The following is a 26,564-nucleotide window of genomic DNA, read 5'->3' as shown; positions in this document are numbered from 1 at the left end:
TGAAAGGGGTTGCCGACAGCATCAATGGCGTGCTCGGTTCCTTCACCGGGGTCGACAACCAGCTGTCGGGTACCTTCGATATCTCGAAGGGCGTTCTGGACACGCACGACTTCGCTTTCACCAACCCGAAGGCGCGCGGCACGGCCAAGGGCCAGGTCGATCTCGGTGCCTGGGCGCTCAACATGCTGGTCGACCTGTTCGGCCAGCAGGCGGAGCAGGCCTTCATGAGCGTCAACCTCACCGGTCCGGTCGACGGCCCGACGCCGGCCTTCAGCGGCAGTGGTGCTGCTGGTGCAGCCGGTGCGGCGAGCAGCCTGGTGCCGGGCCTGAACCTGCCGGGCATCGGCGCCATTCCGGGCCTCGGCGGCGGGGCCGCAACGGGCGCCACGTCATCCGAGCCAGGCGCTGCTGCAGCGCCCGCGGGCGGGCTGTTGGAATCGGTGCCGGGGGTCGGCGACCTCCTGGGCGGCAAGAAGAAAAAGAAGAAGGACGCGGTCCCCGCCGCCGCGGAGCCAGGCGCCGTCGCCGAGCCTGGCGCTGCGGCACCGGCAGCAGCACCTGCGGAGGCGGTTCCCGCCGAAGCAGCGCCGGCAGAGGCAGCGCCAGCCGAAGCAGCGCCAGCCGAAGCAGTGCCAGCCGAAGCAGTGCCTGCTGAAGCAGCACCGGCGGAAGCAGCACCCGCAGCCGAACCAGCGGCACCTGCGGAAGCGGCACCTGCGGAAGCAGCACCTGCGGAAGCAGCACCAGCGGAAGCAGCACCAGCGGAAGCAGCACCTGCTGAAGCGGCACCGGCGGAAGCCGTGCCATCCGCCGAGCCGGGTGCCGCGCCGGCAGTACTGCCGCCGGCTACCAGCGAAGCCGAACCGGGCGCTGCCGCACCGGCGCCGTAAAAACGATCAGGGCGTCTTCGTCGCCGTCAGGACGAAGACGCGGATGGCGCTGGAAAGATTGGGCGCGCCGGGGTCAGCCTCGCGCGCCCGATCTATGTCGGCGATCAGCGCGGCGACCGATGTGCTGCGTTGGCCAGCGATGTCTTTCAGCGCATCCCAGAAGGCATGCTCTAACGTCACCGAGGTCGAATGCCCGGCGATATTGACGGAGCGTTTCTTGAGCGTGGTGGGAGAGGTCAAACGGGCACCGAGGCGCCCCCCACCCTAGCCCTCCCCCTAAAGGGAGAGGGCGTTGAAGCGAGGATATTGGCGCGAGCGCAGTAACTAAACCCTCCCCCTTCAGGGGGAGGGCTAGGGAGGGGGGCTGGCAGCCTCAGGCTCATTTCGGGCCGAGCATGTCCTGCGGGCGGACCCATTTGTCGAACTGGTCGGCAGTGAGAAGCTTCAGCGCCAGGGCCGCTTCCTTGAGGCTGGTACCTTCTTTATGCGCCTTCTTGGCGACCTTGGCCGCGTTGTCATAGCCGATATGGGTGTTGAGTGCCGTCACCAGCATCAGCGACTGTTCCAGCGACTGCTTGATGCGGGGCAGGTTCGGCGTAATGCCGACGACGCAATTATCGGTGAAGCTCACCGCCGCATCGGCGATGAGCTGGCCGGATTGCAGCACGTTGTGAATGATCACCGGCTTGAAGACGTTGAGTTCGAGATGGCCGTTGGAGCCGGAGACGGTGACGGCGACGTTGTTGCCCATGATCTGTGCGCAGACCATCGTCATCGCCTCGGCCTGGGTCGGGTTGACCTTGCCCGGCATGATCGACGAGCCAGGTTCGTTTTCCGGCAGGTTGATCTCGGCCAAGCCGGAGCGCGGGCCGCTTCCCAACAGGCGGATGTCGTTGGCGATCTTCATCAGCGAGGTGGCAATGACGTTGTAAGCGCCTGACAGTTCGACAAAGGCGTCATGCGCCGCCATGCCCTCGAACTTGTTGGCAGCGGTGGTGAACTTCTGTCCCGTCACCTTGGCAAGCTCGGCGGCGAACGCCTTGTCGAAGCCCTTGGCCGCATTAAGGCCGGTGCCGACGGCTGTACCGCCCTGCGGCACCGAGAGAAGGCGCGGGGCCGTCGCCATGATGCGGTCGATGCCGAAGCGGATCTGTGTGGCATAGGCCGAGAATTCCTGGCCGAGGGTGACAGGGGTTGCGTCCTGCAGATGCGTGCGGCCGATCTTGATGATCTTCGCAAATTCCTTGGCCTTCTTCTCCAGCGCGCCGGCCAGATGATCGAGCGCGGGGATAACGTCATTGGCAATCTGGTCGACGGCGGCGATATGCATCGCGGTCGGGAAGCTGTCATTCGACGACTGGCCGTAATTGACCTGGTCGTTGGGATGGATCGGCTTCTTGTCGCCGCGCTTGCCGCCCAGCATCTCGTTGGCGCGGTTGGCCAGCACTTCGTTGACGTTCATGTTGGTCTGCGTGCCGGAGCCGGTCTGCCAGACGACCAGCGGGAAATGATCGTCCAGGGTGCCGTCAGCCACTTCCGACGCCGCCGCGACGATGGCCTTGCCGAGCTTCTTGTCGAGCTTGCCAAGCTTCATGTTGGCCTGGGCTGCCGCCTGCTTCAGCGTGCCGAAGGCGCGGATGACGCCGGTTGGCATGCGCTGGCCGCCGATCTTGAAGTTCTGCAAGGACCGCTGTGTCTGGGCCCCCCACAGCTTGTCGGCCGGCACGTCGATCGGGCCCATGGAATCGGTTTCAACGCGGGTGGCCGGCTTCTTCGCCATGTTCGGTCTCCTGGGGACGGGATGGATTGATTGGCACCCGTTCTACCGATTTTTGCGCTGCAATGAAAGGGTCGGCGCTCAGAGCAGCGGATTGCGGCGGGGGCGCGGCTTGGTGCTGCGGGGCTTCTTGCGGGCATTGGCGCGGCGGCTGGCGGCCAGCGATTTTTCAACCCAGGCTCTGAGCTTGGCGGCGTCCTTGAAGACCTTTTCCGGGCAGATCCAATAGCTGTCGACGGTGACTTCCTTCTGTCGCGTCGCATAGCGGAAGGGAACGGAACCAGCCTTCACGAAATCAGGCCGGTTCTCGTCATCGACTTTCAGGTAAAAAGTCTCGCGTAGGACCAAGCCGAAGATGATGCCATCGAGATAGAGACCGTAGCCGCTGAACATAGGTTTGGCACGCATCGGTCCCAGTGTCGGTCCCAGCGGCGCCAGCTTGGCTTCCAGCACCGCGACAAGTTCTTTTGCCAGCGGGCTTGCCATGGTCAGCGCGATCCCGGCAGCCGGCAATGTTCAAGGACGAAAGCCGCGATGGCCGGGACGTCGTTGAGGTCGATCACCGGCAGTTTCGCCGCTGGAACAGGATGGTCGCTGAGGATGGCGATATAGGTGGGATCGTCCGCCGACAGGAGCGGCTTGCCGTTCTCGGCGCGATAGATTTCCAACTTGTCATGGGGCTCGTTCTTGAACCCCTCGATGAGGAGCAGATCGACCGGTGTCATGTGCTGGATGAGTTCCGTCGCATCGGGCTCGGCGGCGTCGCGCAATTCGTGCATCAGGGCCCAGCGCTTGCCGGAAGCGACCATGACCTCGGTGGCACCCGCTTCGCGGTGGACATAGGAGTCCTTCCCCGGCGTGTCCACATCGAAGGCGTGATGCGCGTGCTTCATGGTCGAGACACGAATGCCGCGCTTGGTGAGTTCGGGAATCAGCTTGGCGAGCAGGGTGGTCTTGCCGGCGCCGCTCCAGCCGGCGATGCCGAGAATGCGCATCTCAGAAGGACTGCCCATCCGCCATGTGCTTGATGCCGACGCGCAGATAATCGTAACCGGTGACGACGGTGAGGATCGCCGCTACCCACAGCAGGATGTCGCCGATCAGGGTCACGTGCAGCCAGTCCGGTCCGGCCGTGCCGACAATGAGAAAGCCCAGCGCCACCATCTGGGTCGTGGTCTTCCACTTGGCGAGCAGGCTGACCGGCACGCCGATCTTGAGCGTCGCCAAATATTCACGGAGACCCGAAACCATTATCTCGCGGCACATGATGATGAGGGCGGGCAGGACCGACCAGCCGCTGATCTGGTGCGTCGCCGTCATCGCCATCAGGATGGCGCCAACCACCAGCTTGTCGGCGATGGGATCGAGGAAGCGGCCGAGCGCCGACACCTGGTCCATGCGGCGGGCAATATAGCCGTCGAAGAAATCGGTGATGCAGGCGACGGCATAGAGCACCAGGGCCGTCCAGCGGAAGACCGGCTGCTCGAAGAACAGCAAAGCGGTGATCAACGGAATGGCGGCGATCCGCGACAGGGTCAGGATATTGGCGATATTCGGCATGATGGTTTCGGGCAGAAAGCTGAAAAATGGGTCGGCGGACGATAGCAGGAACACCTTCCCCTGTCACAAGTGCCAATGGGGAAACGCTGCTGCATCGCAAAAAGGTGATCGAGCCACGCGTAACTGTCTCAATTTGGATGGAAATGGTCGTAAATGACCTTGGCCACCGTCGCGGAAATGCCAGGCACGGCGGCTAGGTCGGTGAGGCCCGCCTGGGCCACGGCGCGGGCGGAGCCAAAATGCATCAGCAGCGCCTTCTTCCTCTTGGCGCCGATGCCTGCCACATCGTCGAGCGGGGATTTGCTGATATCGGCCGAGCGTTTGGCGCGGTGGGTGCCGATGGCAAAGCGATGCGCCTCGTCGCGCAGGCGCTGCAGATAATAGAGCACCGGGTGCTTGGGATCGAGGCCGAATGGCTCGCGGCCCGGCATGAAGAAGCGTTCGCGGCCAGCATTGCGGTCCGGCCCCTTGGCGATCGACGCCACGGCGACGTCATCGATGCCGAGATCCGCGAAGACTTCCAATGTCACCGATAGCTGACCCTGGCCGCCATCGATGAGGACGAGGTCCGGCCAACTGGCATGGGTGTCGTCGGGGTCCTCCTTGAGCGCGCGGGTGAAGCGGCGGGTCAGCACTTGGCGCATCATGGCGTAATCGTCACCGGGTTCGATCGGGGCCTCGCCGGAATCGGGATCGGGCTGCTTGATGCTGAACTTGCGGTACTGGTTCTTCATGAAGCCTTCGGGTCCGGCGACGATCATGCAGCCATAGGCGTTGGTGCCGGAGATGTGGCTGTTATCGTAGACCTCAATGCGTTTGGGCGGCGTTTCCAGGCCGAAGATCTCGGCCATGCCGGCCATCAGCTTGCCCTGGCTGGCATTCTCCGCCATGCGTCGGGCGAGGGCTTCCTTGGCGTTGGCCAGGGCGTGTTGGACGGGCTTGCGTTTCTCACCGCGCTGCGGCTCGACGATCTCGACCTTGGCGCCGGCGCGCAGGGTCAGCGCCTCGGTCAACAGCTCGATCTCAGCGGGGATCTCGTTGACCAGGATGAGGCGTGGCGGCGTCTTGTTCTCATAGAACTGGGCCATGAAGGCAGCAAGGATCTCAGCCGGCTCCGTGGTCTTGTCGTGGGCTGGAAAGTAAGCGCGGTTGCCGTAATTGCCGTGGTTGCGAAAGAAGAATACCTGAATGCAGGTATGTCCCGCCTCGTGATAGGCGGCGATGATGTCGGCTTCCTCAACCCCTTCGAGGTAAATGTCCTGCCGGCTCTGGATCAGGGCCAGCGCCTGCAAGCGATCACGCAGGCGCGCGGCTTGTTCATATTCCAAGGCGTCGGACGCCTTCTGCATCTCGGCCGCCAGGCGTAGCTTCACGTTATCGCTTTTGCCGGTCATGAAGTCGCGGGTCTCTTCGACCAAGCCGGCGTAATCCGTCTCGGAGATGCGGCCGACGCAGGGCGCCGAGCAGCGCTTGATCTGGTACTGGAGGCAAGGTCGCGTGCGGCTGGCGAAAATGGAGTCGGAACAAGGGCGCAACAAAAAGGCGCGCTGCAATGCGACGATGGTGCGATTGACCGCTCCCGCACTGGCGAAAGGACCGAAATATTGTCCCGGGCGGTTGCGGGCACCGCGATGCTTGGTGATCTGCGGCGCCGGGTGGTCGGCGGTGATGAGAATATAGGGAAAACTCTTGTCGTCCCGCAGCAACACATTGAAGCGCGGCCGGTAGCGCTTGATGAGGTTGGCTTCCAGCAGCAGCGCCTCGACCTCGGTATGGGTCGTCATGAACTCCATGGTCGCCGTCTCGGCGATCATGCGCTGGATACGGTTTGCCTGCCGATTGGGCAGCGTATAGGACGTGACGCGCTTCTTCAGGTCCTTGGCCTTGCCGACATAAAGCACTTCGCCGCCGACCGAGATCATGCGGTAGCAACCCGGCGTATTGGGCAGGGTGCGGACCTTGGCCTTGATGACCGACACGCCATGGGCCAGCCGGCTCATCCCCTTTGGGCGCAGGGCGGCATCGTCCGGCGTGTCGAACTCGTCCAGGTCGGCCTCGTCTTCGTCTGGATGTTCTGGATCGTCAATCATGCGCATCGGCTTGTCGCAAAAGGAATCATACGGGCGCAAAATTCGCGGAATCGGCGCCAGAATCGACCCAGCTTTGGGCGCCCGGAAACTAGCATGCAGAGGCCCGGGAGGTAACTTCGGGGATATCCACCATTTCTGTGGATAAGTCTGTCGATATCGCCGGGACCTTTATCCGACTGGTCCCATAATAAGGCTTTCCTCGTTTCTGCACAAAAAATAGGCAAAAATACTAACGCACTGTTTTAAATGGATTTATACGAATAAACTTGCAACAACTCGGTCATGAAGGGGATTCAGTCTTGACTCTGATAGGCCATTCGGACTCGCCAGTGTCGTTGTGAACAACTTGGCTCAGGAATCGGCCGATAGAGGCCTGAAAGGTTTAAGTTTTGGTGAATCGGTCAGGTTTTCCTCATGACCGAATCGAGAAATTTGCCACGCGCGCGGCTTAGCGATCGGAACGCGACCGCTCGATCTCGATACCCACGCTGAACGCCTCTTTGAAGACGTCCAATTTGTCGATCCGCACCTTGGCGGTGAGGACGCGGTAATCGGCGAGGCAGACATCGGCGACGCGGTCGGCCAGCGTCTCGACCAGGTTGATATGCCCGTCCGCCACCACGGCTTTGATGCCCATCAGAGCGGTCGCATAGCAGACGACATTGTCGACATCGTCATTGATGGCCGGGTGCTCGACACAGGTCAGCTCGACATTGATCTGGACGCGCTGCTGCGCCAAGCGCTCGTGCTGATGGATACCGATCGAGCAGGGCAGGATCAGGTCGCGGATGAAGACGCGCATCGTCCGGACCGGCGCCGCATTCGGCAAAGGCGTAATTTTTTCCAATGGATTCATGGTCCCTGGACCTCCAGATTTCCGTGGCTTGGCTCACCGCACACCGATCGCCGCGCTCTGGGGCGATGGGGTGGAAGGGAGGGCCGCACCCTGGGGCCCATATGCATAACCCCATTATAGGGCTTTGGCCCCACCCTGGCTATTCCCCCCTGGCTATTTGCCTGGGCGGCCCGTTTTCGTCATTCCTTGGGCTGAAAACCCCTATTGGGGACTTGCCAGCCCAGATGTTCGCCACCATCGAGCGCAATCATTTGTCCCGTCATGGATGGCGACGACAAGATATAGAGCGCCGCCGCCGCGATTTCATCAGGTGTGGCGCCATGACCCAGCGGCATGGCCGATGATTGGGCGGAGAAATGCTCGGCCGACTGGCGCGGGCTCGGCAAGGTCGGGCCCGGGCCGATGGCGTTGACGCGGATGCGGGGCGCCAAGGCCAGGGCCATCGTCCGTGTCAGGGTCCAAAGCCCCATTTTCGCAACGGTATAGGACATGAAATAGGGGGTCAGTTTCCAGACACGCTGGTCCAGCATGTTGATGATGTTGCCATCGGCCCCCTCGGGCAGTTGCCGGGCAAAGGCCTGGGAAAGGACGAAGGGGGCGCGGAGATTGGTTTCGATATGCCGGTCCCAGCTGTCGCGCGTCGCCGTATCGATCTTGTCCATTTCAAAGACGGAGGCATTGTTGACCAGGCAGGTCACCGGGCCAAGGTCATGGCCGATGCTCGGCAGCAATGTCTCGACCTCGCTTTCCTCGGCCAGATCTGCTTTCAGGACCAGGCTGCGCCTGCCCAGCGCGCGAATTCCACCGGCTGTCGCCTCCGCTTCGGCCATCGAATTGTGGCAGTGGATGGCGACATCCCAGCCATCGGCCGCCAGCTTCAGGGCGATGGCTCGGCCGAGACGCTTGGCACCACCAGTGACGAAGGCAATCCGGGCGACTGTCATGGCCTCAAAGCTTCTCCGTGCCGAGGATTTCGACACCGAAACCTGAGAGGCCCATATACTGCCGCTCCTTGGTGGCGAGAACGCGGATGGATTTCACACCGAGATCCTTGAGGATCTGGGCGCCAAGGCCTACCTCGCGCCATTGCTCGAGCCGCGACGCCTCGCTGCCGCTTGAGGGGACGGCCGGAGTCACGCCGACAGCGCCTTCGCGCAGATAGATGATGATGCCGCGTCCGGCTTGGCGGATATGGTGCAGCGCGCGCATGACGCTGCCTTGCTCGGGGTTGAAGACGTCGTTGACGGCGTCTTCCTGTTGCAGGCGTATGACAATATCGCGACCGTCGCCGATATCGCCGTAAACCACGGCGATATGATGCGCGGTATCGAGTGCGGTCGAATAGACGACGGCCTGGGCCGGCCCGATGGCGGTCGATATCGGTCCTTCCGAGGTGCGGGTGATGAGCGATTCCCGCTGCTGGCGGTGGGCAATAAGGTCGTCGATCGAAACGACCAGCAGCTTGTGTTCCTTGGCGAAGGTGAGGATGTCGGGCAGGCGTTTCACCGTACCGTCATCATTGACCAGCTCGGCGATGAGGCCGACCGGGGGCAAGCCAGCGAGCCGCGACATGTCGACCGCTGCCTCGGTATGGCCGGAACGAATGAGCACACCGCCTTCGCGGGCGATCAGCGGGAAAATATGCCCCGGCCGCACGAAATCCTCGGCCGCGACGTTCGGGTTGGCCAATGCCCGGATACAGGCGCAGCGCTCCTGCGCTGATATGCCGGTCGTGAGGTCCTTGGCGTAATCGATCGAGACCGTGAAGGCGGTTGCGTGCGGCGCAACATTGTCGGCCACCATGGGTGTCAGGTGCAGGCGGCGCGCATCGCTGCGGGTAAGCGGCGTGCAGAGGATGCCACTGGTGTGACGGATGAAGAAGGCGACATACTCAGGTGTGGCCTTGGAGGCCGCCATGATGAGATCGCCTTCATTCTCGCGATCCTCGTCATCCACCACGATAACCGGCCGCCCCGCGGCAATCTCGGCGATGGCGTCCTCGATCTTGTCTAGCTTGGTCGTCATGCTGCTGCCCCTTGGCGCCCGATACGGCTGGTAATCGGGCAATAGCGCGTCCGGCGTGACGCTGCAAGTACGCCCCCCGCCGGCAGCGGGTGCCCAAACCCATTCCCGAACCAATACTGGCCCGCCGATCGATGATGACCCAGGCTCAGGGCATGATGCGATTTTTGCATGGGCGATTGACGATGGAAGGATTTTCGGTCGAGACTGCTTGAAACTAAGATTAACGAGATACCGCCACAATCCAAAAGCGGACCGAACCAGGGTGGGCGTTCCGAAAACAACGGCGGTTGATGCGACGGGCGCGGACCAATCGGCTCCGTGCCTAACAGGGACGTTTTACCACTAGGGAGGTTTTTCATGACTTTTAAATCTGGCAAAGGCGGCGAGTATCATCCTGATATGCCGCGCTTGGTCGAAGCGTTGGAGCATCGTGTCATCGGTCGACGCGACTTCCTGCGCACGGCGACATTGCTCGGCATGTCGGCTGCAACGGCCTATACGATCGCCGGCAAAGTGCTGGGCGGTGACATGATCGGCGCTGCACAGGCGCAGGAGCCCAAGAAGGGCGGCGTCCTGCGCATCGGCGCCCGCGTGCCGGCGCTCGACAATCCTGCGACCTTTTCCTGGGTCTATGATTCGAACTGCGTGCGTCAGGCCAATGACTATCTGACGCGCACCAAGGGCGACGGCATCACCGTTCCGATCCTGCTCGAGAGCTGGGAACCCAGCGAAGACCTCAAGACCTGGACGCTGAAGCTCCGCAAGGACGTCAAGTGGTCCAATGGCGACGGGCTCAATGCCGAGCATGTTCTGTGGAACATCAAGCGCTGGCTCGACCCGAATGTGGGTTCGTCGGTCCTCGGCCTCTTCCAAGGCTTCATCCTGAAGGAAGTCGAGACGGGCGAGAAGGACGAGCAGGGCAACCCGAAGAAGACCACCGAGCTGTGGGATGCCAATGCGATCGAGAAGGTCGACGACTACACCATTAAGCTCAACGGCCAGGTCTCGACCCTCGCCATTCCGGAAAACCTGTTCCACTATCCGGCCCTGATCCTGCATCCGAAGGATGAAGGCAAGTGGGGTGTCGGCGCCATCGGCACCGGTGCCTTCGAGCCGGTCGAGGTTGAAGTCGGCAAGAAGTGCGTCTTCAAGGCGCGCAAGGAGTATTGGGGCGAGGGCCCCTATCTCGACGAAGTGCAGTTCATCGATCTCGGCGATGATCCGGCGACCAAGCTCGCGGCCCTGGCCTCGAAGCAGGTCGACGGTCTCTACGATGCCGACATCAAAGTCTATCCGAGCATCCAGAAGCTGCCGCATATCGAGCTGCACAAGATCGATACGGCGCAGACCGCGGTTGCTCGCATGCACTGCAACGAGAAGCCGTTCGACGACGCCCGCGTCCGCAAGGCGATGCGCCTTGCCATCGACACGGAGGCCGTTGCCAAGATCGCCTATGGCGAACTGGGTACCGCGGCACAGCATCACCATGTCTCGCCGGTGCATCCGGAATTCGTCGACATGCCGATGCCGCGTGACCTCGATGCGGCCAAGAAGCTCCTCGCCGATGCCGGCTATCCGGACGGTATCGATGTCGAGCTGCATGCCAAGAAGGATCCGGATTGGGAGCCCACCGCCTGCCAGGCGATGGTCCAGCAATGGGCCGAAGCTGGCATCCGCGTGAAGCTCACCGTTCTGCCCTCGGCCCAGTTCTGGGACGTCTGGACCAAGGTGCCGTTCGGCTTCACCGTGTGGACGCACCGTCCGCTCGGCATCATGGTGCTGGGCCTCGCCTATCGCACGGGCGTGCCATGGAACGAGAGCAACTTTGCCAACCCGAAATTCGACGAATTGCTGACCAAGGCGGAAGGCCTCGTCGATCTCACGGCGCGCAAGGAAGTGATCAAGGAGATCGAGCACCTGATGCAGGAAGAAGGCCCGATCGTCCAGCCGTTGTGGCGCCAGAGCTATCAGCCTTTCGACAAGCAGCTGAAGGGCTATGAAGCACACCCGACGGAATACTACTTCTGCGAATCGATGTGGTGGGACAAGTAAGCCCCATCCATATCGGATGAAAGAACGGCCCGGGGAAACCCGGGCCGTTTCTGTTGGGGGGGGTATTGGGATTAGCCTAACGGCTCCCCCTCTCCCTAACCCTCCCCCACGTGGGGGGAGGGAATTAGAGCCAGTTCGCCGCAGATATCTCAACCACTCGGTGAGCTCCCTCCCCCCAACGTGGGGGAGGGTCGGGGAGAGGGGGCCTCTCAGCCGATCAGCTCTATTCCCACGGCGAAGAACCGTCCGTCGCCATGGCTGTCGCGGCGGAAGCGAATGCGCTGGCCCTCAGTGAGGTCGCGCAGGTTCGATGCCGCCAGTTCCGCCACATGGACGAAGACGTCGGCGCCGCCATCGTCCGGCTTTACGAAGCCGTAGCCCTTATCGACCTTGAACCAGACGACGGAACCATCGACGGCGTCACTTTCCGCTGCCGGCGACATCATCGGTATCTCTCGTCAGGTAATAGGCAGCCAGGATCGGCACGAAGGTGATGATCATGACGATGATCGCCGCGACATTGGTGACCGGTCGTTGATGCGGTCGCGCTAATTGCCGGAACATCCAGATCGGCAGGGTCTCCTGCTGGCCGGCGGTGAAGGTGGTGACGATGATTTCGTCGAAGGAGAGCGCAAAGGCCAGCATGCCGCCCGCTAGCAATGCCGTTGCCAGATTGGGCAGGATCACATGGCGAAAGGTCTGGAATGTGTCGGCGCCAAGGTCCATGGAGGCCTCGATCAAGGCCGGCGAGGAACGCCGCAGGCGCGCGATGGCGTTGTTGTAGACAACGACGATACAGAACGTCGCGTGCCCCAGCACAATGGTGAGATAGCTGAACGGAATCTCACCGATGGCGAAGGCCGAACGCAGGCTGATGCCGGTGACGATGCCGGGCAGGGCGATGGGGAGCAGGATGAGGAGGGTCACCGCTTCCTTGCCGAAGAACCTGAACCGGTACATGGCAGCGGCAGCCAGGGTGCCCAGCACCATGGCGATCGCCATGGCGGCGAAGGCGACCTGCACCGAGAGGGTGAGGGCATCCCAGAAATCCTGTCGCGCCCAGGTGACGGCAAACCATTCCGTGGTGAGCCCCGGCGGCGGGAAGGAAAAGCTCGCCTCATCGGTGGTGAAGCCATAGAGCACGATGAAGAGGATCGGGAGGTTGAGATAGAGCACGCCGAACCAGGCGGCGCTCTTGAGGCCCCACCCGGCTTGGCCCTTGGCGCGGTCGGGCGCTGTCACGGTCTTAGAGGGCATCGAAGGCTCCCAGGCGCTTGGCGATGGTGAGATAGAGAGCCATGATGACAATCGGCACCATGGCAAAGGCCGCGGCCATCGGGATATCACCGGCCGTGCCCTGGAACTGGTAGACGGCCTGGCCGATGAAGGGTCGCGACGAGCCGATGAGCTGCGGGATGATGTAGTCACCCAGCGTCAGCGAGAAGGTGAAGATCGACCCCGCGGCGATGCCGGGAATGGCGAGCGGAAAGATCACCTTGCGGAAGGTCTCATTCGGCTTGGCGCCGAGATCGCTCGAGGCTTCGATCAGCGAGCGGGGCACGCGTTCCAGGGCGGCCTGCACGGGCAGCACCATGAAGGGCAGCCAGATATAGACGAAGGTGAGCGTCGTGCCGATATAGGAGGTCGAGAGCGACGACCCTTCGACCACCGGCAGCGTCAGGACCCAATCGAGCACGGGACCGAGGCCAAGCGCATTGACGGCCCAATGGATGGCGCCCTCCTTGGCGAGGATCAGCTTCCAGGAATAGACGCGGACCAGATAATTGGACCAGAGCGGCAGCATGACCGCGATATAGAAGAAGGCCTTCATGCGCCCGCTGGCAAAGCGGGCGACATAATAAGCAAGCGGAAAGGCGATGATGCCGGAGATCACGGTCACCACTGCCGCCATCATCAGCGTGCGCCAGATGATGCTGAGATTGGTCGCGGTGAAAAGCCGGGCATAGGTATCAAGGGTCGGCTGATAGACGACCTGCGCGGTGAAATCGTCGATCGAGAAGAAGCTTTGCGCCAATAGCGTGAAGAGCGAACCGAGATAAATGACGCCGAGCCACAGCAATGGTGGCACCAGCAAGGCGGTCAGCACGATGCGTGGCCGCCGGTAGAGAAAGGTCGAAAGACTGTTGGTGAGGGAGCGCGGGCGTGCGGCAGCGGTCATTGCAAAACCCTTTTAGCGCGCGAAGCGCATCAGGTGACGCGCCTCCCACCACAATTGCACGTCGTCGCCTTCCTTGGGCTCGAGATGCGCGTCACGATTCTGCACCGCGACCGTAATCTCGCCGCCACCCGCCAGCGCCACGTCATAGCGGGTGTTGGCGCCAAGATAGAGAATGGCGCTGACGCGCCCGGAAACACCCATGGCATTGGCCGGGACGGTCGCGCCGACGCGGTCGAGGTGGATTTTTTCCGGGCGGATGGAGCAGGCGCCGTCGGTTCCGGTCACCGCCTTGGCGGCAGCGCCCTCGAGCAGGTTGGAGACGCCGACGAAGCCGGCAACGAAAGTGGTGGCTGGGCTTTCGTAAAGCTCATTGGGGCTTGCGAGTTGCTCGATCTTGCCCTGGTTGAAGACGGCCACGCGGTCGCTCATCGAAAGCGCCTCGCCCTGGTCGTGGGTCACATAGACGAAGGTGATGCCGACGCGGCGCTGGATGGCCTTCAGCTCCACCTGCATCTGTTCACGCAGTTTCAGATCGAGCGCACCCAACGGCTCGTCGAGCAGCAAGACCTTCGGGTGGTTGACGAGTGCGCGGGCCAAGGCGACGCGCTGGCGCTGGCCGCCGGAAAGCTGCGACGGTTTGCGGCCGCCGAAGCCGCCCAGCGCCACCATGTCCAGCATTTCTTCGGCTTGGCGCCGGCGCTCGGCTGTTGGCACCTTCCTGATCATCAAGCCGTAGGCAACGTTGTCCAGCACGCTCATATGCGGGAACAGCGCGTAGTCCTGGAATACCGTGTTGACGTCGCGGTCATAGGGTGGGACGCCGTTCATGTCGGCGCCTTGGACCAGCACATGGCCCTCGCTCGGCTGCTCGAAACCGGCGATGAGGCGCAGGCACGTGGTCTTGCCGGAGCCGGATGGGCCGAGCATGGCAAAGAACTCGCCATCCTGGATGTCGAAGCTGACGGCATCGACCGCTTTCACCGCGCCGAAATGACGCGAGACTTGGTTGAAGGAAACGGCGGCGATGCTGGAGCTCATGATCAAATCCGTAACGTTGATATAGAATTGGGGCGGATCATCGCTGATCCGCCCCAAGGGTCAGTGGGTTGTGATTACTGTCCGCTTTGGACGGACTGAACGGCGGCCACCCAATCCTTATAAGGGACGCATTCGCCATTCTGGCTGGCGCAATCCTTCACCGGCGTCTTCCAGAAATGGATACGCGCGAAGAGCTGCGAGCCGTTGGCGACGCAACCACCCTCGGTCAGGATCGGATCAGCGCAAGAAGCCGGCACGGCCGGCACGCTGCCGAACCATGAGCTTGTACCCGCCTGGGCGTTATCGCTGAGCGAATGGTTGAGCCACTTATAGGCGCAGTTGGGATGCGGCGCATTGGCGGCCATCATGGTGGTGTCGGCCCAACCCGTGGCACCTTCCTTCGGCACCACCGAACCCACCGGCACCTTGCCGGCGGCGCGGAGCGTGTTCACCTGATAGGCCCAGCTGGTCGAGGCGACGATGCCTTCATTGGTAAAATCGTCGACCTGGGCCGCGGCATCCGACCAATACTTGTTGACCAGCTGGCGCTGCCCGCGCAGCAACTCGACCGCCGCATCGAACTGCGCCTGGTTGAGTTCGTAAGGGTCCTTGATGCCGAGTTCAGGCTTGTTGGCCATCAGATAGAGCGCGGCATCGGCCAGATAGATGGTGCCGTAATAGGCCTGGACGCGACCCTTGTTCGATTTGCCATCGGGCAGCTTCTGCTCCTCGAACACGACCGACCAACTCTGCGGCGCATTCTCGAACGTCTTGGCGTTATAGAGCAGGACGTTCGGGCCCCACTGCCATGGCACGCCGTAATGCTTGCCATCGACCGTGTGCCAGGGCGCGTTCTGCAAACGCGGGTCGACCTTGCCGTAATCGGCGATCAGCGCGGTGTTGATTTCTTGCACCGTGCCGCCCTTCACCAGGCGCAGCGACGCATCGCCCGATGCCGTGACGAGGTCGAACCCGCCGCCATTCATCAGCGAGACCATTTCGTCCGAGCTGCCGGCGGTCTTCACCGTGACCTTGCAACCGGTTTCCTTTTCGAAGCCGGTCACCCAGTCGTAGTTCTTATCGGACTCACCGCGCTCGATATAGCCCGGCCAGGCGACGATGGCGACTTCGCCTTCGCCTTCGCCGATGCTCTGCAGCGGCTCGGCCTGTGCGGCAATAGCGCCCAAGACCAGCACGGCGGCCACGCTGGTACCGGCCAATTTCCATTTCAAGGACATCTTTTACCCCTCCCTTTGTTGGCGACAGATGGGAAGGGTGTGCGGACTGCCCCGCAGGATCACCCAATTCCCCTCGATCCAGGCGAAAACTAGCAATGTTCACAGGATTGCAAAACACAAAAACGGCGGTGGGCCGTTAATCGATGGCGGGAATTGGACAATAACGCTGCCGGGCAATCAGGCGGGGCCGGCGTCGTCCAGGAAAGCCGCCAGGGATTCGGTCAGGAAAGCGCGATCTATATCGCGGGTGATGAAGACCAGCTTCGAGCGCCGGTCGTCCCCGACCCAGGCCGGCAGCAGGACCGGCGGGTGGAACAGGTGCTGCACGCCGTGGATGGCGACGGGCGCGGTTTCGCCGACGACATTGAGGACGCCCTTGATGCGCAGCAGATCAGGGCCGCGCGTCGCGGTCAGCATGTCGACCCAGGCGCAGAATTTCTGCCAGTCGATCGGCGCGTCACGGGTCAGGCAAAAGGCGCTGATATGCGCGTCATGCCGGTTCACATCCAGACCGTGGCCGTGATCGTGATCATGGTGTTCGTGGTCATGGTGGTCATGCCCATAATCATGCGCGTGCGCATCGCGCTCGGCATAGGCCTCTTCCTTCAGCCAGCGCTGCACGTCGAGGCTCTTCGTTTCCGGATCATAGAGGCCGGCGTTGAAGAGGCTGGCAGGCAGCGCCGCACCGTTCACGATGCGCTGGATCGGCGCGGCCGGATTGAGGCGGTAGAGACGCGCCTCGAGTGCCGCGAGCTTCTCGGGGGCGCTGAGGTCGCTCTTGGTGAGGAGCAGCCGATCGGCAACGGCGGCTTGTTTGACCGATTCCATCTGCCGGTCCATTTGGCTTTCGCCATTCACCGCATCGACGGTGGCGATGACGCCGTCCAGGCGATAGACGGCGGTCAGCACAGGGTCCTGCATCAGCGTGTGAAGGATCGGTGCCGGATCGGCAAGCCCCGTGGTTTCGATGACGACGCGCTTGAACGGCGGTACCTCGCCCTTGACGCGGCGCTTATAAAGACTGCGCATGGCATCGATGAGGTCGCCACGGATGGTGCAGCAGAGGCAGCCGGATTCCAGCAGGATCGTGTCGTCATCGGCTTTTTCGACCAGCAGGTGATCGAGCCCCACTTCGCCGAACTCGTTGATGATGACGGCAGTCTCACCCATATCCGGGTGCGCCAGAAGGTGCTTCAGCAAGGTCGTCTTGCCGCTGCCCAGAAACCCGGTGATCACCGAGACGGGAAGGCGTTCAAGCGGCGGCTGGTTGACCTGAGCCTCGGCCATGATCAGGCTTTCGCGATGCGCTTCAGGCCATGCTGGGCGACAAGGCCACTGCCCAGCAGCACGAAGGCGCCCAATTGGTGCAGGACAGCGAGCGGCATCGGCACGACCAGCCACAGCGTCGCCATGCCGAGGAACGCCTGAGCCGCCAGCGCACACGGCAGGGCAATGGCGCGGCGCTTCAAGACGCGATCGAAATCGCGCCGGCGCAGGCGCACCAGAAAACTGATGACGGCGATGGCGACGAAGCCCGAGGTAAGGCGGTGCTGGAATTGCACCATCGCCAGGTTCTCGGTGAAATTGAGATACCAGGGCGAGGTGAGGAAAAGGTCGGGCGACAACCAATGCCCGTTCATCATCGGGAAGTCGTTATAGACGAAGCCGGCATCCGTGCCGGCGACCAGGCCACCCAAGGCGATCTGGAAGGCGATGAGCATGTTCATCCATTTACCGTGGCGCGCCAGATCGGCGGCCGCGGCGCGGTCGCCCTGCAGCGGCCGCGTGTCGAGATAATCCATCGCGTACCACAACATCAGCGCGAAGATGGCCAGCGCCAGCATCAGGTGAACGACGAGTCGATATTGGCTGACATCGACCCGGTCCTGGAACCCGCTCGCCACCATGAACCAGCCGGCAAAGCCCTGCAGGCCACCCAGCGCGAAGAGGGCGACGAGGCGCGGTGCCTCGGCACGGGTGAGCTTGCCGCGCAGCAGGAACCACAGGAACGGCACCAGGAAGGCGACGGCGATCAGGCGCCCCCACAATCTGTGCAGATATTCCCACCAGAAGATGCTCTTGAAGCCATCCACCGTCATGCCCGGGTTGATGTGCTTGTATTCGGCGATCTGCTTATAGAGTGCAAAGACATGGTCCCAGGCCGCATCGGTGAGCGGCGGCAGCGCCCCCATGATCGGCTTCCATTCCATGATGGATAGGCCGGAATCGGTCAGCCGCGTGATGCCGCCGAGCAGCACCATGACCGCCACCATGAAGCAGCAGGTGAGCAGCCACAGCCCCACCGCCCGCCGCGCGGCGCGGTCAGGGATTGGGCGGGCGATTGTCGCGGTTTCTGTCAGGACCTGGCTCATCTGGCTCACTCGTGAAGGCGGCGGGAGCATAGTCCGGTCGCGCCAAAAGGAAAGACCCCTTGCAGCGCGACCAATTGGCCTGAAATCAGGGCGCGCGGCGGTATTTTTCCGGCAGCAGTTCGGCCACCGGCACGCGGGCCAACGCCTCGTTCCTGGTCATGATCACGGCACTGCCCGGGGCAAAATCGGTCAGCATTTCCCGGCAGATGCCGCAGGGTGACACGACTTTGGGTTCAGCATGCTGTTCCTTGGGGCGGGGATGGCGGACCGACACGATAGCCTCGATCCTGGTTTCACCCGCCGAAAGGGCGCCGCCCAAGGCAACGGCTTCGGCGCAGACCGAGCACCGACCCACATACGTATCGAGATGGAGGCCAAGATAGATGCGGCCTGATCCACCGCGCACGGCCGCACCGATATGATGCCGGTTTTCCAGATACCGGCTGCGGATGAAGTCGGTGGCAGCTGCCAGCAATTCCTGATCGGCCGATGATAAAGGCGGCAAAGGCTGAACCTCGCGTGATGATCGTCCGGGCATGATGCCGCAAGCGCCCTATATCGGCAATCGTCTCACCATTTGTGGAACACGAAGAAGCCGGCGGCAGCAATGAGCGCGAAGCCCACCAGATGGTTCCAGCGGATCGCTTCACCCAGATACGTAATCGAAAAGACACAGAAGACGAGGAGCGTGATGATCTCCTGCATCGTCTTCAATTCGGCCGCCGAGTAGACGGTGTGACCTATGCGATTGGCAGGAATAGCAAAGCAGTATTCGACGAAGGCGATGCCCCAGGATGCGATAATGACGATCCAGAGCGGCTTCGAGGTGAATTTGAGGTGGCCATACCAGGCGAAGGTCATGAAAACATTGGAGATGCACAGGAGCAGGATCGGCGCGATCTGCGGCGTCAGAAAGGAAGGCATGGAACTGTCCTAAAGGGTGCTGGGGAGGTGCTGGGTTTCTAGCAGAGGCTAATTGAGCGCCACAATTGCGCCGTTGAGCAGTGCTGCAAACCCTACCCAGGCCGTGTAAGGCACGAACAGAATGCCGGCCAGCCGGTCGCGGCGCCAGAAAAGCACACCCGTGACGATGATGAGTGCCAGGAGGAGCAGGCAGTCTGCCAGTGCCCAGGCCGGCTGACGCAGCCCGAAGAACAACGCCGACCACAGAAGATTGAGGGCCAATTGCCCGAAATAGAGGGAGAGCGATATGCGCCCCTCATTCCAGCCCGCAACGCGCCAGACCCGCCACGCTGCTACCGCCATCAGGAGATACAGAATCGACCACACCGGCCCGAAGATCCAATCGGGTGGATTGAAACTGGGTTTGGCCAGCGCCGGATACCAGCTGTCGATGCTCGTGGCAGTCAAAAGCCCGCCAAACCCCGAAACAACGACATTGATGGCGACAAAACCAAGAAGATGCCACAGCTGGGCCGGGCGGGCCGGTGCTGACTGATCGATCATATTGAGCTCTTTATTTTAATGCCGTTCTACGCGACGCATCGCCGAAAGGATCATTGCCGCAATGGATTGGCGTGGATAACGTATGCACGGTTCTGTGGGGTCGTTCGCCATCGGGGGTCTCGTCATGCTTAGAAATGTAAGTGCTGCCCTTCTGGCGGCCCTGCTGGTTGCAGCATGTGCAGCCGGCCCGGCACCAACCGCGCCCAGCGCTCCCGGTTCCAGCCAATCGACGGCAGCCATCAGCGACGAGGATCTGCTGCGGTCTCTTCTCCCCGACCGGACCAGTGCCGATTGCGTCGGCCGGCTGGAGTTCGTGGGGGAACGCCGCGTCGAGGGGCGATCGGATTGCTCCGGGGCATTCAGCGGCACGACCGATACCTCGGTTAGCGCCGGGACGCTTTGCGTCTATTCCTACACCGTCCTGGCCCGTACGGCCACGGAAGCCAGCGCCGGCGGCAATTTTGTCTGTTCTGACGGCAATCACGGCACTGTGGTGTTCAAGGAGAAGCGCGGGGTCGCCGTCGGCATCGCGACCATAACCGCCGCAGACGGCCGTGTGGTGACGCTGACCTATCAGTGATTTTGGGTAGCTGCCTAAAAATTGACCACTAACCTTGTGTGAAATCCGGCTTTGCACACAAAGCGGGGCAACCATTCGTTAACGCGCATTGTGCGGTGCGGTTGCGCTCCCTAGCTTCGTTAACAAGGGGAGGGGCAAGCCGCATTCCCACCCGTCTTCGGTCCCGTACACCCAATCACAGGAATGATAGGTAGCCTCATGTCCAAGCTTCTTGAGCCAATTACTGTCGGCGACTTGCATTTGCCGAACCGCGTGGTGCTGGCGCCACTGACCCGCGCGCGTGCCAGCGAAGGCCGCGTTCCCAACGATCTGATGCGTGACTATTACGTCCAGCGCGCCTCCGCCGGTTTGATCCTCACCGAGGCGACGTCGGTCACGCCGCAAGGTGTTGGTTATGCCGACACGCCGGGGATCTGGTCCGATGAACAGGTCGCCGGTTGGCGCAAGATCACCGATGCCGTTCATGCCGCCGGCGGCCGCATCGTCTCGCAGCTGTGGCATGTCGGCCGCATTTCCGACCCCATCTTCCTCAACGGGGATCTGCCCGTGGCGCCGAGCGCCATTGCGGCGGCCGGCCATGTCAGCCTCGTCCGCCCGCAGCGCCCCTATGTAACGCCGCGCGCACTAGAGCTTGACGAGATCCCCGGCGTCATCGCCGCTTATGCCAAGGGGGCCGAGAACGCCAAGAAGGCGGGCTTCGACGGCGTGCAGCTTCATGGCGCCAATGGCTATCTGCTCGACCAGTTCCTGCAGGACGGCACGAACAAGCGCACCGACAGCTATGGCGGTTCCATCGAGAACCGCGCCAAGCTGATGCTCGAGGCGATCGATGCCGCCATCAAGGTGTGGGGGCCCAAGCGCGTTGGCCTGCATCTGGCGCCGCGCCGGGATTCCCATGACATGGGCGATTCCACGCCCGCCCAGACCTTCGGTTATGTCGCCGAGCAGGTGGGCAAACGTGGCATCGCCTTCATTGCGGCGCGCGAGCATGTGGGACCCGATAGCCTTGGCCCGTCGCTGAAGAAGGCCTTTGGCGGCGTCTATATCGCCAATGAAGGCTTCACCCAGGAGAGCGCCGAGGCAATTCTGGCCAGCGGCAATGCCGATGCGGTTGCGTTCGGCAAGCACTTCATCGCCAATCCGGACCTGCCCAAGCGGTTCGCCACCGGTGCCAAGCTCAACGAGTGGGATGCCAGCACTTTCTATGGCGGTGGCGCCAAGGGCTATACCGACTATCCGGCCCTCGATCTCGTCGACGCCTGATCAAACGGAGTCTGATTGCGAAAGGGCCCGCCGGGGATGTTCCGGTGGGCCTTTTTCCTTTTCGGCAACATAAAACTCACCCGATTCATGAGATTTCCAGGCTTCACCCTGGCCAAGGCCTTGGCATAGTTACGGTCATTCCGGCCGCCCGTTGTGGCCATGCTAACTATTTGACCAAAAAGGATCTCGGTATCATGAAATCGCAAGCGCGCGTGGTCGTCATCGGTGGCGGCGTGGTGGGTGTCAGTGTGCTTTATCACCTGACCAAGCGCGGGTGGACCGATGTCATGCTGGTCGAGCGCTCGGAGCTCACCTCGGGCTCCACTTGGCATGCGGCCGGCGGCATGCACACGATCAACGGCGACCCGAACATGTCGCACCTCCAGGCCTATACCGTGAAGCTTTATGAAGAACTGGAGCGGGAATCGGGCCAGTCCTGCGGCGTGCACCGGGTGGGCTGCCTTTACCTTGCCGGTACCGAAGCGCGCGCTGAGTACTTCAAGACAGAGCTTGCCAAGGCGCATTACCTCGGCATCGGGCTTCACGAAGTCAGCATGGACGAGGTGAAGAAGATCAACCCGCTGGTCGATACCTCGAAATTCACCAAGGCGATGTTCGATCCGGCCGATGGCCATGTCGATCCGTCGAGTGTCACGCACGCCTATGCCAAGGCCGCCAAGAACAAGGGCGCCACGATCTCGCTGCGCAACCCGGTGATCGAATTGAAGCAGAAGCCGAACGGCCACTGGCTGGTGGTCACCAAGGAAGGCACGATCGAAGCGGAGTATGTGGTGAATGCCGGCGGCCTGTGGGCGCGCGAAGTCGGGCGTCTCGCCGGCATCGACCTGCCCATTCTGCCGATGGAGCATGAATACATCGTCACCAATGCGATCCCCGAGGTCGAAGCGCTGGACCACGAGATCCCAATGACGATCGACTTCGAGGGCGAGAGCTATCTGCGCCAGGAACAGAAGGGCCTGCTCATCGGCACCTATGAGCATGATTGCCGGCATTGGGCCTTGAAAGGCACGCCACAGGATTTCGGCCACGAACTGCTGCAGGAAGATGTCGACCGGATCTGGTCGGCACTGGAATTCGCGATGACCCGCTATCCCTGCCTCGAGAAGGGCGGCATCAAGCGCACCATCAACGGGCCGATGGTCTTTGCCCCCGACGGCAACCCGCTGGTGGGTCCGGTGCCGGGCCTCACCAACTATTTCACCGCCTGCGGCGTGATGGCGGGTTTCAGCCAGGGCGGCGGCGTCGGCATGGTCGTCGCCAATTGGATCATCGACGGTGAGCCGGGCATGGATGTGTTCGCGATGGATGTGGCCCGCTTCGGCCCGCACAACAACCGCGCCTTCACCATCGAGAAGACGACGGAGAACTATCGCCGCCGCTTCACCATGACGTTCCCGAACGAGGAATTGCCCGCGGCGCGCCCCTTGAAGACATCGCCCATCTATCCGCACCTCAAGAGCGAGGGGGCGCTGTTCGGCGCGTCGTTCGGCTGGGAGTATCCGCTGTGGTTTGCGCCCAAGGGCACGGAAGCTAAGGAGGAGCCGACCTATCGACGTTCCAATGCCTTCAACCATGTCGCTACCGAAGTGAAGAACGTGCGCGAAAATGTCGGCATCTGGGAGACATCGAGCTACGGCAAGATCGAGGTTTCCGGCGCCGATGCGGCAACGTTCCTCGACCGCATGGTCAGCAACAAGCTGCCGGCGCTGGGCCGCACGGTGCTGTGCCCGATGCTGTCGCCCAATGGCCAGATCTTTGGCGATCTCACCGTCACGCGCACGGCCGAGGACACGTTCCTGATGATCGGCTCGGGTTCCGCCGAGACCTATTACACGCGCTGGCTGAATGCGAACGCCAAGGGTGAACGCGTCGCGATCCGCAATGTCACGACCAGCTATTCCGGCTTGTCTCTGACGGGGCCGAAGGCGCGCGCCGTTCTGCAGCAGCTGACCGAGACGGATCTCAGCCATGCCGCCTTCCCATTCCTTGCGGCCCGGCAGATCCATGTCGGCCTCGCCGACGCGCTGGTCATCCGTGCAAGCTTCACCGGCGAGCTCGGCTACGAAATCTATGTGGCGCCCCACAATCTCATCCATGTCTTCGAGCGCCTGCAGGCGGCCGGTACTGAACACGGGTTGAAGCTGTTCGGCGTTCGCGCTCTGCATTCGATGCGCATGGAAAAAGGCTACGGATCCTGGGGCCGCGACTTCACGGCCGATTACAATGCGGCGGAGGCCGATTGGGGCCGCTTCGTCAAATTCGACAAGGGCGACTTCATCGGTCGTGCTGCGGCAGAGAAGCAGTTCAAGGCGCCGCTCACCCGTAAGATCTCGCTGCTCGAGATCGCCAGCAATGAGCTCGACATCATGGGTGCCGAGCCGATCTTTGCCGATGGCAAGGCGGTGGCGCGCGTCACCTCCGGCTATTTCGGGCATTCGGTTGGCAAGCAATTGGCTCTCGCCTATCTGCCCGTGGCTGGCGATCGGTTCGAGATCGAGGTCTTGGGCAAACGGGTTGCCGCCAGCCGCCTTAAGGAGGCTCCCTTCGACCCCAGCTCCAGCCGTCTGCGCAGCTGACCTCGGGAAAATTGTAACGAAATATGACAGCGGCGCGTGGCGACACGCGCCGTTTCATTTTTCACGCATCTTTGACATTCCGGCGTTACCGCCGGCAGCGATGCTTCTCCCCACGAGCGACGGCCTAGACCGCCCCGACGGACGGCCGACCACCGCTCGAGGAAAATTCGATAATTGGGAGAACTATCATGAAGACTCGTCTGTTGCTCGGCGCTCTCGCTGCCACCGTGCTCGTTTCCGGCACCGCGATGGCCGCTTCGACCCCGGCCGAGAAATGCACCACGCTGATCAGCCAGTGGAACGACGTCGCCAAGACCCACAAGGGCAACGCCAAGTTCACGACGGCCGAGAAGGATGCGATGGCCGGCGAGAAGGCGTGCCACGCCAACAAGGCCGCGGATGGCGTCAAGGACATCACCAAGGCCCTCAACCTGCTTGGCGTGAAGCCGCAGGCGTAAACAGCGTACCCCTCACCGCGACCATCTCCCCGCAAGCGGGGTTGGGGTGAGGGGGCTGCTTCTCAGAAGACTTTACACAGCCTTAGACCGTCATAGATCGCGGCGTGGATGTTTCTGGCAGCGACCGCATCTCCGATGCGGAACAGCTGGAAGGATCCCGCCGCGTTCGTTTTGAGCGTTTGAGGACGGCCTTCGATGAAGGCGTCGAAATCGATCTCGCCGCGATTGCTGCTCTGCTCTTTGAGGTCGAAGTAGACGGCATCCGCCGGAAGGTTGCCGTGCGCCACGATGATCTGCTGGGCGCGGCGTTCGACGGTCGATTTGTCGTAAGGGTTATGTAGGGTGGCGACCAATTGGTTGCCGTCCTTGGCGATCTTCTTCATGCGCAGGTTCAGTGTCACCTTCACATCGCCCTGGTAGAAGGCCTTGTAGTAGGCGGGATAGTTGAGCCCGCCCACTTCGGCGCCGACCATGCGCTCCGGCGTCACAATCTCGAATTTGATGCCCTTGTTGGTCAGGAACTCGGCAGTCGACAGAGCTTCGTGCCCGCTTTCGTCGTCATAAAGAATGATATCGTCCGAGAGCGCCACTTGCCCCGACAGCACATCCCAGGTCGACAAAGCGAGATCGCCGCCCTCGCCGAACGGCGCCGTATTCGGTGTGCCACCGGTGGCGATGATGACGATGTCCGGGTTTTCGGCCGTGATGTCGCTGCCCTCGGCGAAGGTATTGAAGCGGAAGGTCACGCCGGCATGCTGGCATTCGGCATAGAGCCAATCGGTGATGCCGACCAGTTCCTTGCGCCGGTTGACCTTGGCGGCTAGCGCTACCTGGCCACCGACGCGGTCGGTCGCTTCAAACACCGTGACCTTGTGACCGCGCAAGGCGGAAACGCGCGCGGCCTCAAGACCCGCCGGCCCGGCACCCACGATCACGACCTTCTTCTTGGCGCCCGCGGTGGGGGCGATGACATGCGGCATCGTCTCTTCGCGGCCGGTCGATGGATTGTGCAGGCACAGAGCCTCGCCGCCCTGATAGATGCGGTCGATGCAATAGCCAGCGCCGACGCAGGGGCGGATGCGCTCCTCTTCGCCGCGCATCATCTTGGCAACGATATGCGGGTCCGCCATATGGGCGCGGGTCATGCCGATCATGTCGACGGCGTCATCGCTGATCCAGTGCCGCGCGGTCGCCAGGTCGTTGACCCGGGCGGCGTGGAAGACGGGGAGGCCCGGAAGCAAGTTGCGGGCCGCCTTCACCTTGGCGAAGTTCGGGCCAGCCGGCGTGCCCATCAGCGGGATGATGTGGGATAGCGCCTCATCCGTATCGATCGTGCCGACGATGACGTTGAGGAAATCCATCAGGCCATCGGCATGCAGCCGCCTGGCAATCTCGATGCCCTCGTCGAAGCGCAGGCCCCCGTCTTCGGCCTCGTCGATCACCATACGGACGCCGATGATGAAATCGCTGCCGGCCTGGCGACGCATCTCGGTGAGGACCTCGACGCCGAAGCGCATGCGGTTTTCCAGGCTGCCGCCATAATTGTCCTCGCGCGTGTTGGTGCGGGGCGAGAGGAATGCATCGAAAAGGTGGCCATAGGCCTCGACCTCGACCCCGTCCAGATTGCCGGCGCGGGCGCGCTTGGCTGCCGCGCCATAGGCCCTCACGGTTCGGGAGATGTCGAAATCTTCCATCGTCTTGGGGAAACTGCGATGCGCCGGTTCGCGTTGATGCGAGGCTGAAATGACCGGCAGCCAGTGTTCCTTGTTCCAGGAGGTGCGGCGGCCGAGATGCGTGATCTGGCACATGACGGCGCAGTCATAGGCATGGACGCGCTCGGCCAGGGCCTTGAAATGCGGGATGATCGCATCATCGTGGATATAGAGATTGCCGAAGGCCTGCGGTGAATCCTTGGCGACGACGGAGGATCCGCCGATCATCGTCATGGCAGCACCGCCCTTGGCCTTCTCCTCGTGATAGGCTTGGTAGCGCGCGGCCGGCATGCCGCCTACGGAATAGGCCGGCTCGTGCGAGGTCGAGAAGATGCGGTTCTTCAATTCCAGGTGCTTCAGGCGGTATGGCTGCAACAAGGGATCGGCCATCAGGGTCTCCGATGTGTGGC

25 protein-coding genes and 1 pseudogene are annotated in these 26,564 nt (G+C 62.3%); 5 read left to right on the top strand and 21 right to left on the bottom strand.

Features of this window, described 5'->3' with window-relative positions:
• Positions 1–389: 389 nt before the first annotated feature.
• The 10 genes and pseudogenes from SMD31_RS21570 to ribB all read right to left on the bottom strand — a co-directional run.
• Positions 390–767 (bottom strand): annotated as a pseudogene (locus tag SMD31_RS21570) (hypothetical protein); the annotation flags it as partial.
• A gap of 129 nt (positions 768–896) precedes the next feature.
• Positions 897–1,130: a ribbon-helix-helix domain-containing protein gene (locus tag SMD31_RS02675; protein WP_320499148.1), complete on the bottom strand. Its 234-nt coding sequence runs from the start codon at positions 1,128–1,130 to the stop codon at positions 897–899.
• A 139-nt stretch (positions 1,131–1,269) separates the two neighbouring features.
• Complete coding sequence (fumC, locus tag SMD31_RS02670; protein WP_320499146.1) at positions 1,270–2,670, bottom strand: class II fumarate hydratase; 1,401 nt, start codon at positions 2,668–2,670, stop codon at positions 1,270–1,272.
• 78 nt (positions 2,671–2,748) lie between these two features.
• Complete coding sequence (locus SMD31_RS02665; RefSeq protein WP_320499144.1) at positions 2,749–3,153, bottom strand: TfoX/Sxy family protein; 405 nt, start codon at positions 3,151–3,153, stop codon at positions 2,749–2,751.
• 2 nt (positions 3,154–3,155) lie between these two features.
• Positions 3,156–3,662, bottom strand: a complete 507-nt coding sequence (gene mobB, locus SMD31_RS02660) for a molybdopterin-guanine dinucleotide biosynthesis protein B (protein WP_320499143.1) — start codon at positions 3,660–3,662, stop codon at positions 3,156–3,158.
• Position 3,663: 1 nt separating this feature from the next.
• Positions 3,664–4,227: a CDP-diacylglycerol--glycerol-3-phosphate 3-phosphatidyltransferase gene (pgsA, locus tag SMD31_RS02655; protein ID WP_320499141.1), complete on the bottom strand. Its 564-nt coding sequence runs from the start codon at positions 4,225–4,227 to the stop codon at positions 3,664–3,666.
• Between the two features lie 128 nt (positions 4,228–4,355).
• Complete coding sequence (gene uvrC, locus SMD31_RS02650) at positions 4,356–6,227, bottom strand: excinuclease ABC subunit UvrC (RefSeq protein ID WP_320500998.1); 1,872 nt, start codon at positions 6,225–6,227, stop codon at positions 4,356–4,358.
• A gap of 538 nt (positions 6,228–6,765) precedes the next feature.
• Complete coding sequence (locus tag SMD31_RS02645) at positions 6,766–7,173, bottom strand: dihydroneopterin aldolase (RefSeq protein ID WP_320499140.1); 408 nt, start codon at positions 7,171–7,173, stop codon at positions 6,766–6,768.
• Between the two features lie 179 nt (positions 7,174–7,352).
• Positions 7,353–8,117 carry an SDR family oxidoreductase gene (locus tag SMD31_RS02640; RefSeq protein WP_320499139.1) on the bottom strand — a complete coding sequence of 255 codons (765 nt, stop codon included), beginning with the start codon at positions 8,115–8,117 and terminating at the stop codon, positions 7,353–7,355.
• Positions 8,118–8,121: 4 nt separating this feature from the next.
• Positions 8,122–9,198: a 3,4-dihydroxy-2-butanone-4-phosphate synthase gene (ribB, locus tag SMD31_RS02635; protein ID WP_320499138.1), complete on the bottom strand. Its 1,077-nt coding sequence runs from the start codon at positions 9,196–9,198 to the stop codon at positions 8,122–8,124.
• Positions 9,199–9,555: 357 nt separating this feature from the next.
• On the opposite strand from ribB, the gene SMD31_RS02630 reads away from it, so the two are divergent.
• A complete protein-coding gene (locus SMD31_RS02630; protein ID WP_320499137.1) occupies positions 9,556–11,250 on the top strand; it encodes an ABC transporter substrate-binding protein in 1,695 nt (564 codons plus the stop codon).
• Between the two features lie 209 nt (positions 11,251–11,459).
• Here the strand turns inward: SMD31_RS02630 and SMD31_RS02625 are convergent, their stop codons facing one another.
• The 10 genes from SMD31_RS02625 to SMD31_RS02580 all read right to left on the bottom strand — a co-directional run bounded on the left by SMD31_RS02625 (position 11,460) and on the right by SMD31_RS02580 (position 19,544).
• Positions 11,460–11,696 (bottom strand): cold shock domain-containing protein, encoded by a 237-nt coding sequence (locus SMD31_RS02625; protein ID WP_320499136.1) that lies wholly within the window; start codon positions 11,694–11,696, stop codon positions 11,460–11,462.
• Entirely contained in the window at positions 11,671–12,507 is an 837-nt protein-coding gene (locus tag SMD31_RS02620; protein WP_320499135.1) for an ABC transporter permease, read from the bottom strand. Before SMD31_RS02620 ends, SMD31_RS02625 begins: the two co-directional genes overlap by 26 nt.
• A complete protein-coding gene (locus SMD31_RS02615) occupies positions 12,497–13,429 on the bottom strand; it encodes an ABC transporter permease (RefSeq protein ID WP_320499134.1) in 933 nt (310 codons plus the stop codon). The genes SMD31_RS02620 and SMD31_RS02615 overlap by 11 nt, the downstream gene beginning before the upstream one ends.
• Before the next feature lie 12 nt (positions 13,430–13,441).
• The gene (locus SMD31_RS02610; protein ID WP_320499133.1) at positions 13,442–14,467 is read right to left on the bottom strand and encodes an ABC transporter ATP-binding protein; all 1,026 of its coding nucleotides are present in this window, start codon (positions 14,465–14,467) and stop codon (positions 13,442–13,444) included.
• A 74-nt stretch (positions 14,468–14,541) separates the two neighbouring features.
• The gene (locus SMD31_RS02605; protein ID WP_320499131.1) at positions 14,542–15,705 is read right to left on the bottom strand and encodes an ABC transporter substrate-binding protein; all 1,164 of its coding nucleotides are present in this window, start codon (positions 15,703–15,705) and stop codon (positions 14,542–14,544) included.
• 177 nt (positions 15,706–15,882) lie between these two features.
• A complete protein-coding gene (locus tag SMD31_RS02600) occupies positions 15,883–16,992 on the bottom strand; it encodes a CobW family GTP-binding protein (protein ID WP_320499130.1) in 1,110 nt (369 codons plus the stop codon).
• Between the two features lie 2 nt (positions 16,993–16,994).
• Positions 16,995–18,077 (bottom strand): COX15/CtaA family protein, encoded by a 1,083-nt coding sequence (locus SMD31_RS02595; RefSeq protein WP_320499129.1) that lies wholly within the window; start codon positions 18,075–18,077, stop codon positions 16,995–16,997.
• An 85-nt stretch (positions 18,078–18,162) separates the two neighbouring features.
• Positions 18,163–18,615, bottom strand: a complete 453-nt coding sequence (locus tag SMD31_RS02590) for a cytidine deaminase (RefSeq protein ID WP_320499128.1) — start codon at positions 18,613–18,615, stop codon at positions 18,163–18,165.
• A 32-nt stretch (positions 18,616–18,647) separates the two neighbouring features.
• The gene (locus SMD31_RS02585; protein WP_320499127.1) at positions 18,648–19,001 is read right to left on the bottom strand and encodes a DMT family protein; all 354 of its coding nucleotides are present in this window, start codon (positions 18,999–19,001) and stop codon (positions 18,648–18,650) included.
• Between the two features lie 48 nt (positions 19,002–19,049).
• Positions 19,050–19,544, bottom strand: a complete 495-nt coding sequence (locus SMD31_RS02580; RefSeq protein ID WP_320499126.1) for a TspO/MBR family protein — start codon at positions 19,542–19,544, stop codon at positions 19,050–19,052.
• A gap of 124 nt (positions 19,545–19,668) precedes the next feature.
• Between SMD31_RS02580 and SMD31_RS02575 the strand changes: the two genes are divergently transcribed.
• The 4 genes from SMD31_RS02575 (at position 19,669) to SMD31_RS02560 (ending at position 24,442) form a co-directional block, all read left to right on the top strand.
• On the top strand, positions 19,669–20,124 hold the full coding sequence (locus tag SMD31_RS02575; RefSeq protein WP_320499125.1) for a hypothetical protein: 456 nt from the start codon (positions 19,669–19,671) through the stop codon (positions 20,122–20,124).
• Between the two features lie 198 nt (positions 20,125–20,322).
• Positions 20,323–21,387, top strand: coding sequence for an alkene reductase (locus SMD31_RS02570; protein WP_320499123.1), 1,065 nt, complete (start codon positions 20,323–20,325; stop codon positions 21,385–21,387).
• Between the two features lie 194 nt (positions 21,388–21,581).
• The gene (locus SMD31_RS02565; RefSeq protein WP_320499122.1) at positions 21,582–23,984 is read left to right on the top strand and encodes a GcvT family protein; all 2,403 of its coding nucleotides are present in this window, start codon (positions 21,582–21,584) and stop codon (positions 23,982–23,984) included.
• Positions 23,985–24,172: 188 nt separating this feature from the next.
• Positions 24,173–24,442, top strand: a complete 270-nt coding sequence (locus tag SMD31_RS02560; RefSeq protein ID WP_320499121.1) for a hypothetical protein — start codon at positions 24,173–24,175, stop codon at positions 24,440–24,442.
• A 62-nt stretch (positions 24,443–24,504) separates the two neighbouring features.
• Here SMD31_RS02560 and SMD31_RS02555 read toward each other — a convergent pair whose 3' ends face one another.
• A complete protein-coding gene (locus SMD31_RS02555) occupies positions 24,505–26,544 on the bottom strand; it encodes an oxidoreductase (protein ID WP_320499119.1) in 2,040 nt (679 codons plus the stop codon).
• Positions 26,545–26,564 lie beyond the last annotated feature (20 nt).

It is taken from the genome of Dongia rigui, from assembly GCF_034044635.1.
GTDB classification, from domain to species: Bacteria; Pseudomonadota; Alphaproteobacteria; order Dongiales; family Dongiaceae; genus Dongia; species Dongia rigui.
Note: the sequence above shows the minus strand (reverse complement) of the source record. Positions and strands in the feature narration are given on the sequence as shown.

Excerpts from the sequence above, each read along its gene's own strand:
- SMD31_RS02570 (WP_320499123.1), top strand. The coding sequence starts at position 20,323 with ATGTCCAAGCTTCTTGAGCCAATTACTGTCGGCGACTTGCATTTGCCG.
- SMD31_RS02600 (WP_320499130.1), bottom strand. The coding sequence starts at position 16,992 with ATGGCCGAGGCTCAGGTCAACCAGCCGCCGCTTGAACGCCTTCCCGTC.
- SMD31_RS02590 (WP_320499128.1), bottom strand. The coding sequence starts at position 18,615 with ATGCCCGGACGATCATCACGCGAGGTTCAGCCTTTGCCGCCTTTATCA.
- SMD31_RS02625 (WP_320499136.1), bottom strand. The coding sequence starts at position 11,696 with ATGATGTCGCCGGCAGCGGAAAGTGACGCCGTCGATGGTTCCGTCGTC.
- mobB (WP_320499143.1), bottom strand. The coding sequence starts at position 3,662 with ATGCGCATTCTCGGCATCGCCGGCTGGAGCGGCGCCGGCAAGACCACC.
- fumC (WP_320499146.1), bottom strand. The coding sequence starts at position 2,670 with ATGGCGAAGAAGCCGGCCACCCGCGTTGAAACCGATTCCATGGGCCCG.
- SMD31_RS02565 (WP_320499122.1), top strand. The coding sequence starts at position 21,582 with ATGAAATCGCAAGCGCGCGTGGTCGTCATCGGTGGCGGCGTGGTGGGT.
- ribB (WP_320499138.1), bottom strand. The coding sequence starts at position 9,198 with ATGACGACCAAGCTAGACAAGATCGAGGACGCCATCGCCGAGATTGCC.
- SMD31_RS02640 (WP_320499139.1), bottom strand. The coding sequence starts at position 8,117 with ATGACAGTCGCCCGGATTGCCTTCGTCACTGGTGGTGCCAAGCGTCTC.
- SMD31_RS02560 (WP_320499121.1), top strand. The coding sequence starts at position 24,173 with ATGAAGACTCGTCTGTTGCTCGGCGCTCTCGCTGCCACCGTGCTCGTT.
- SMD31_RS02665 (WP_320499144.1), bottom strand. The coding sequence starts at position 3,153 with ATGGCAAGCCCGCTGGCAAAAGAACTTGTCGCGGTGCTGGAAGCCAAG.
- SMD31_RS02580 (WP_320499126.1), bottom strand. The coding sequence starts at position 19,544 with ATGATCGATCAGTCAGCACCGGCCCGCCCGGCCCAGCTGTGGCATCTT.
- SMD31_RS02575 (WP_320499125.1), top strand. The coding sequence starts at position 19,669 with ATGCTTAGAAATGTAAGTGCTGCCCTTCTGGCGGCCCTGCTGGTTGCA.
- SMD31_RS02555 (WP_320499119.1), bottom strand. The coding sequence starts at position 26,544 with ATGGCCGATCCCTTGTTGCAGCCATACCGCCTGAAGCACCTGGAATTG.
- SMD31_RS02585 (WP_320499127.1), bottom strand. The coding sequence starts at position 19,001 with ATGCCTTCCTTTCTGACGCCGCAGATCGCGCCGATCCTGCTCCTGTGC.
- SMD31_RS02620 (WP_320499135.1), bottom strand. The coding sequence starts at position 12,507 with ATGCCCTCTAAGACCGTGACAGCGCCCGACCGCGCCAAGGGCCAAGCC.
- pgsA (WP_320499141.1), bottom strand. The coding sequence starts at position 4,227 with ATGCCGAATATCGCCAATATCCTGACCCTGTCGCGGATCGCCGCCATT.
- SMD31_RS02630 (WP_320499137.1), top strand. The coding sequence starts at position 9,556 with ATGACTTTTAAATCTGGCAAAGGCGGCGAGTATCATCCTGATATGCCG.
- SMD31_RS02645 (WP_320499140.1), bottom strand. The coding sequence starts at position 7,173 with ATGAATCCATTGGAAAAAATTACGCCTTTGCCGAATGCGGCGCCGGTC.
- SMD31_RS02610 (WP_320499133.1), bottom strand. The coding sequence starts at position 14,467 with ATGAGCTCCAGCATCGCCGCCGTTTCCTTCAACCAAGTCTCGCGTCAT.
- SMD31_RS02605 (WP_320499131.1), bottom strand. The coding sequence starts at position 15,705 with ATGTCCTTGAAATGGAAATTGGCCGGTACCAGCGTGGCCGCCGTGCTG.
- SMD31_RS02595 (WP_320499129.1), bottom strand. The coding sequence starts at position 18,077 with ATGAGCCAGGTCCTGACAGAAACCGCGACAATCGCCCGCCCAATCCCT.
- uvrC (WP_320500998.1), bottom strand. The coding sequence starts at position 6,227 with ATGAGCCGGCTGGCCCATGGCGTGTCGGTCATCAAGGCCAAGGTCCGC.
- SMD31_RS02615 (WP_320499134.1), bottom strand. The coding sequence starts at position 13,429 with ATGACCGCTGCCGCACGCCCGCGCTCCCTCACCAACAGTCTTTCGACC.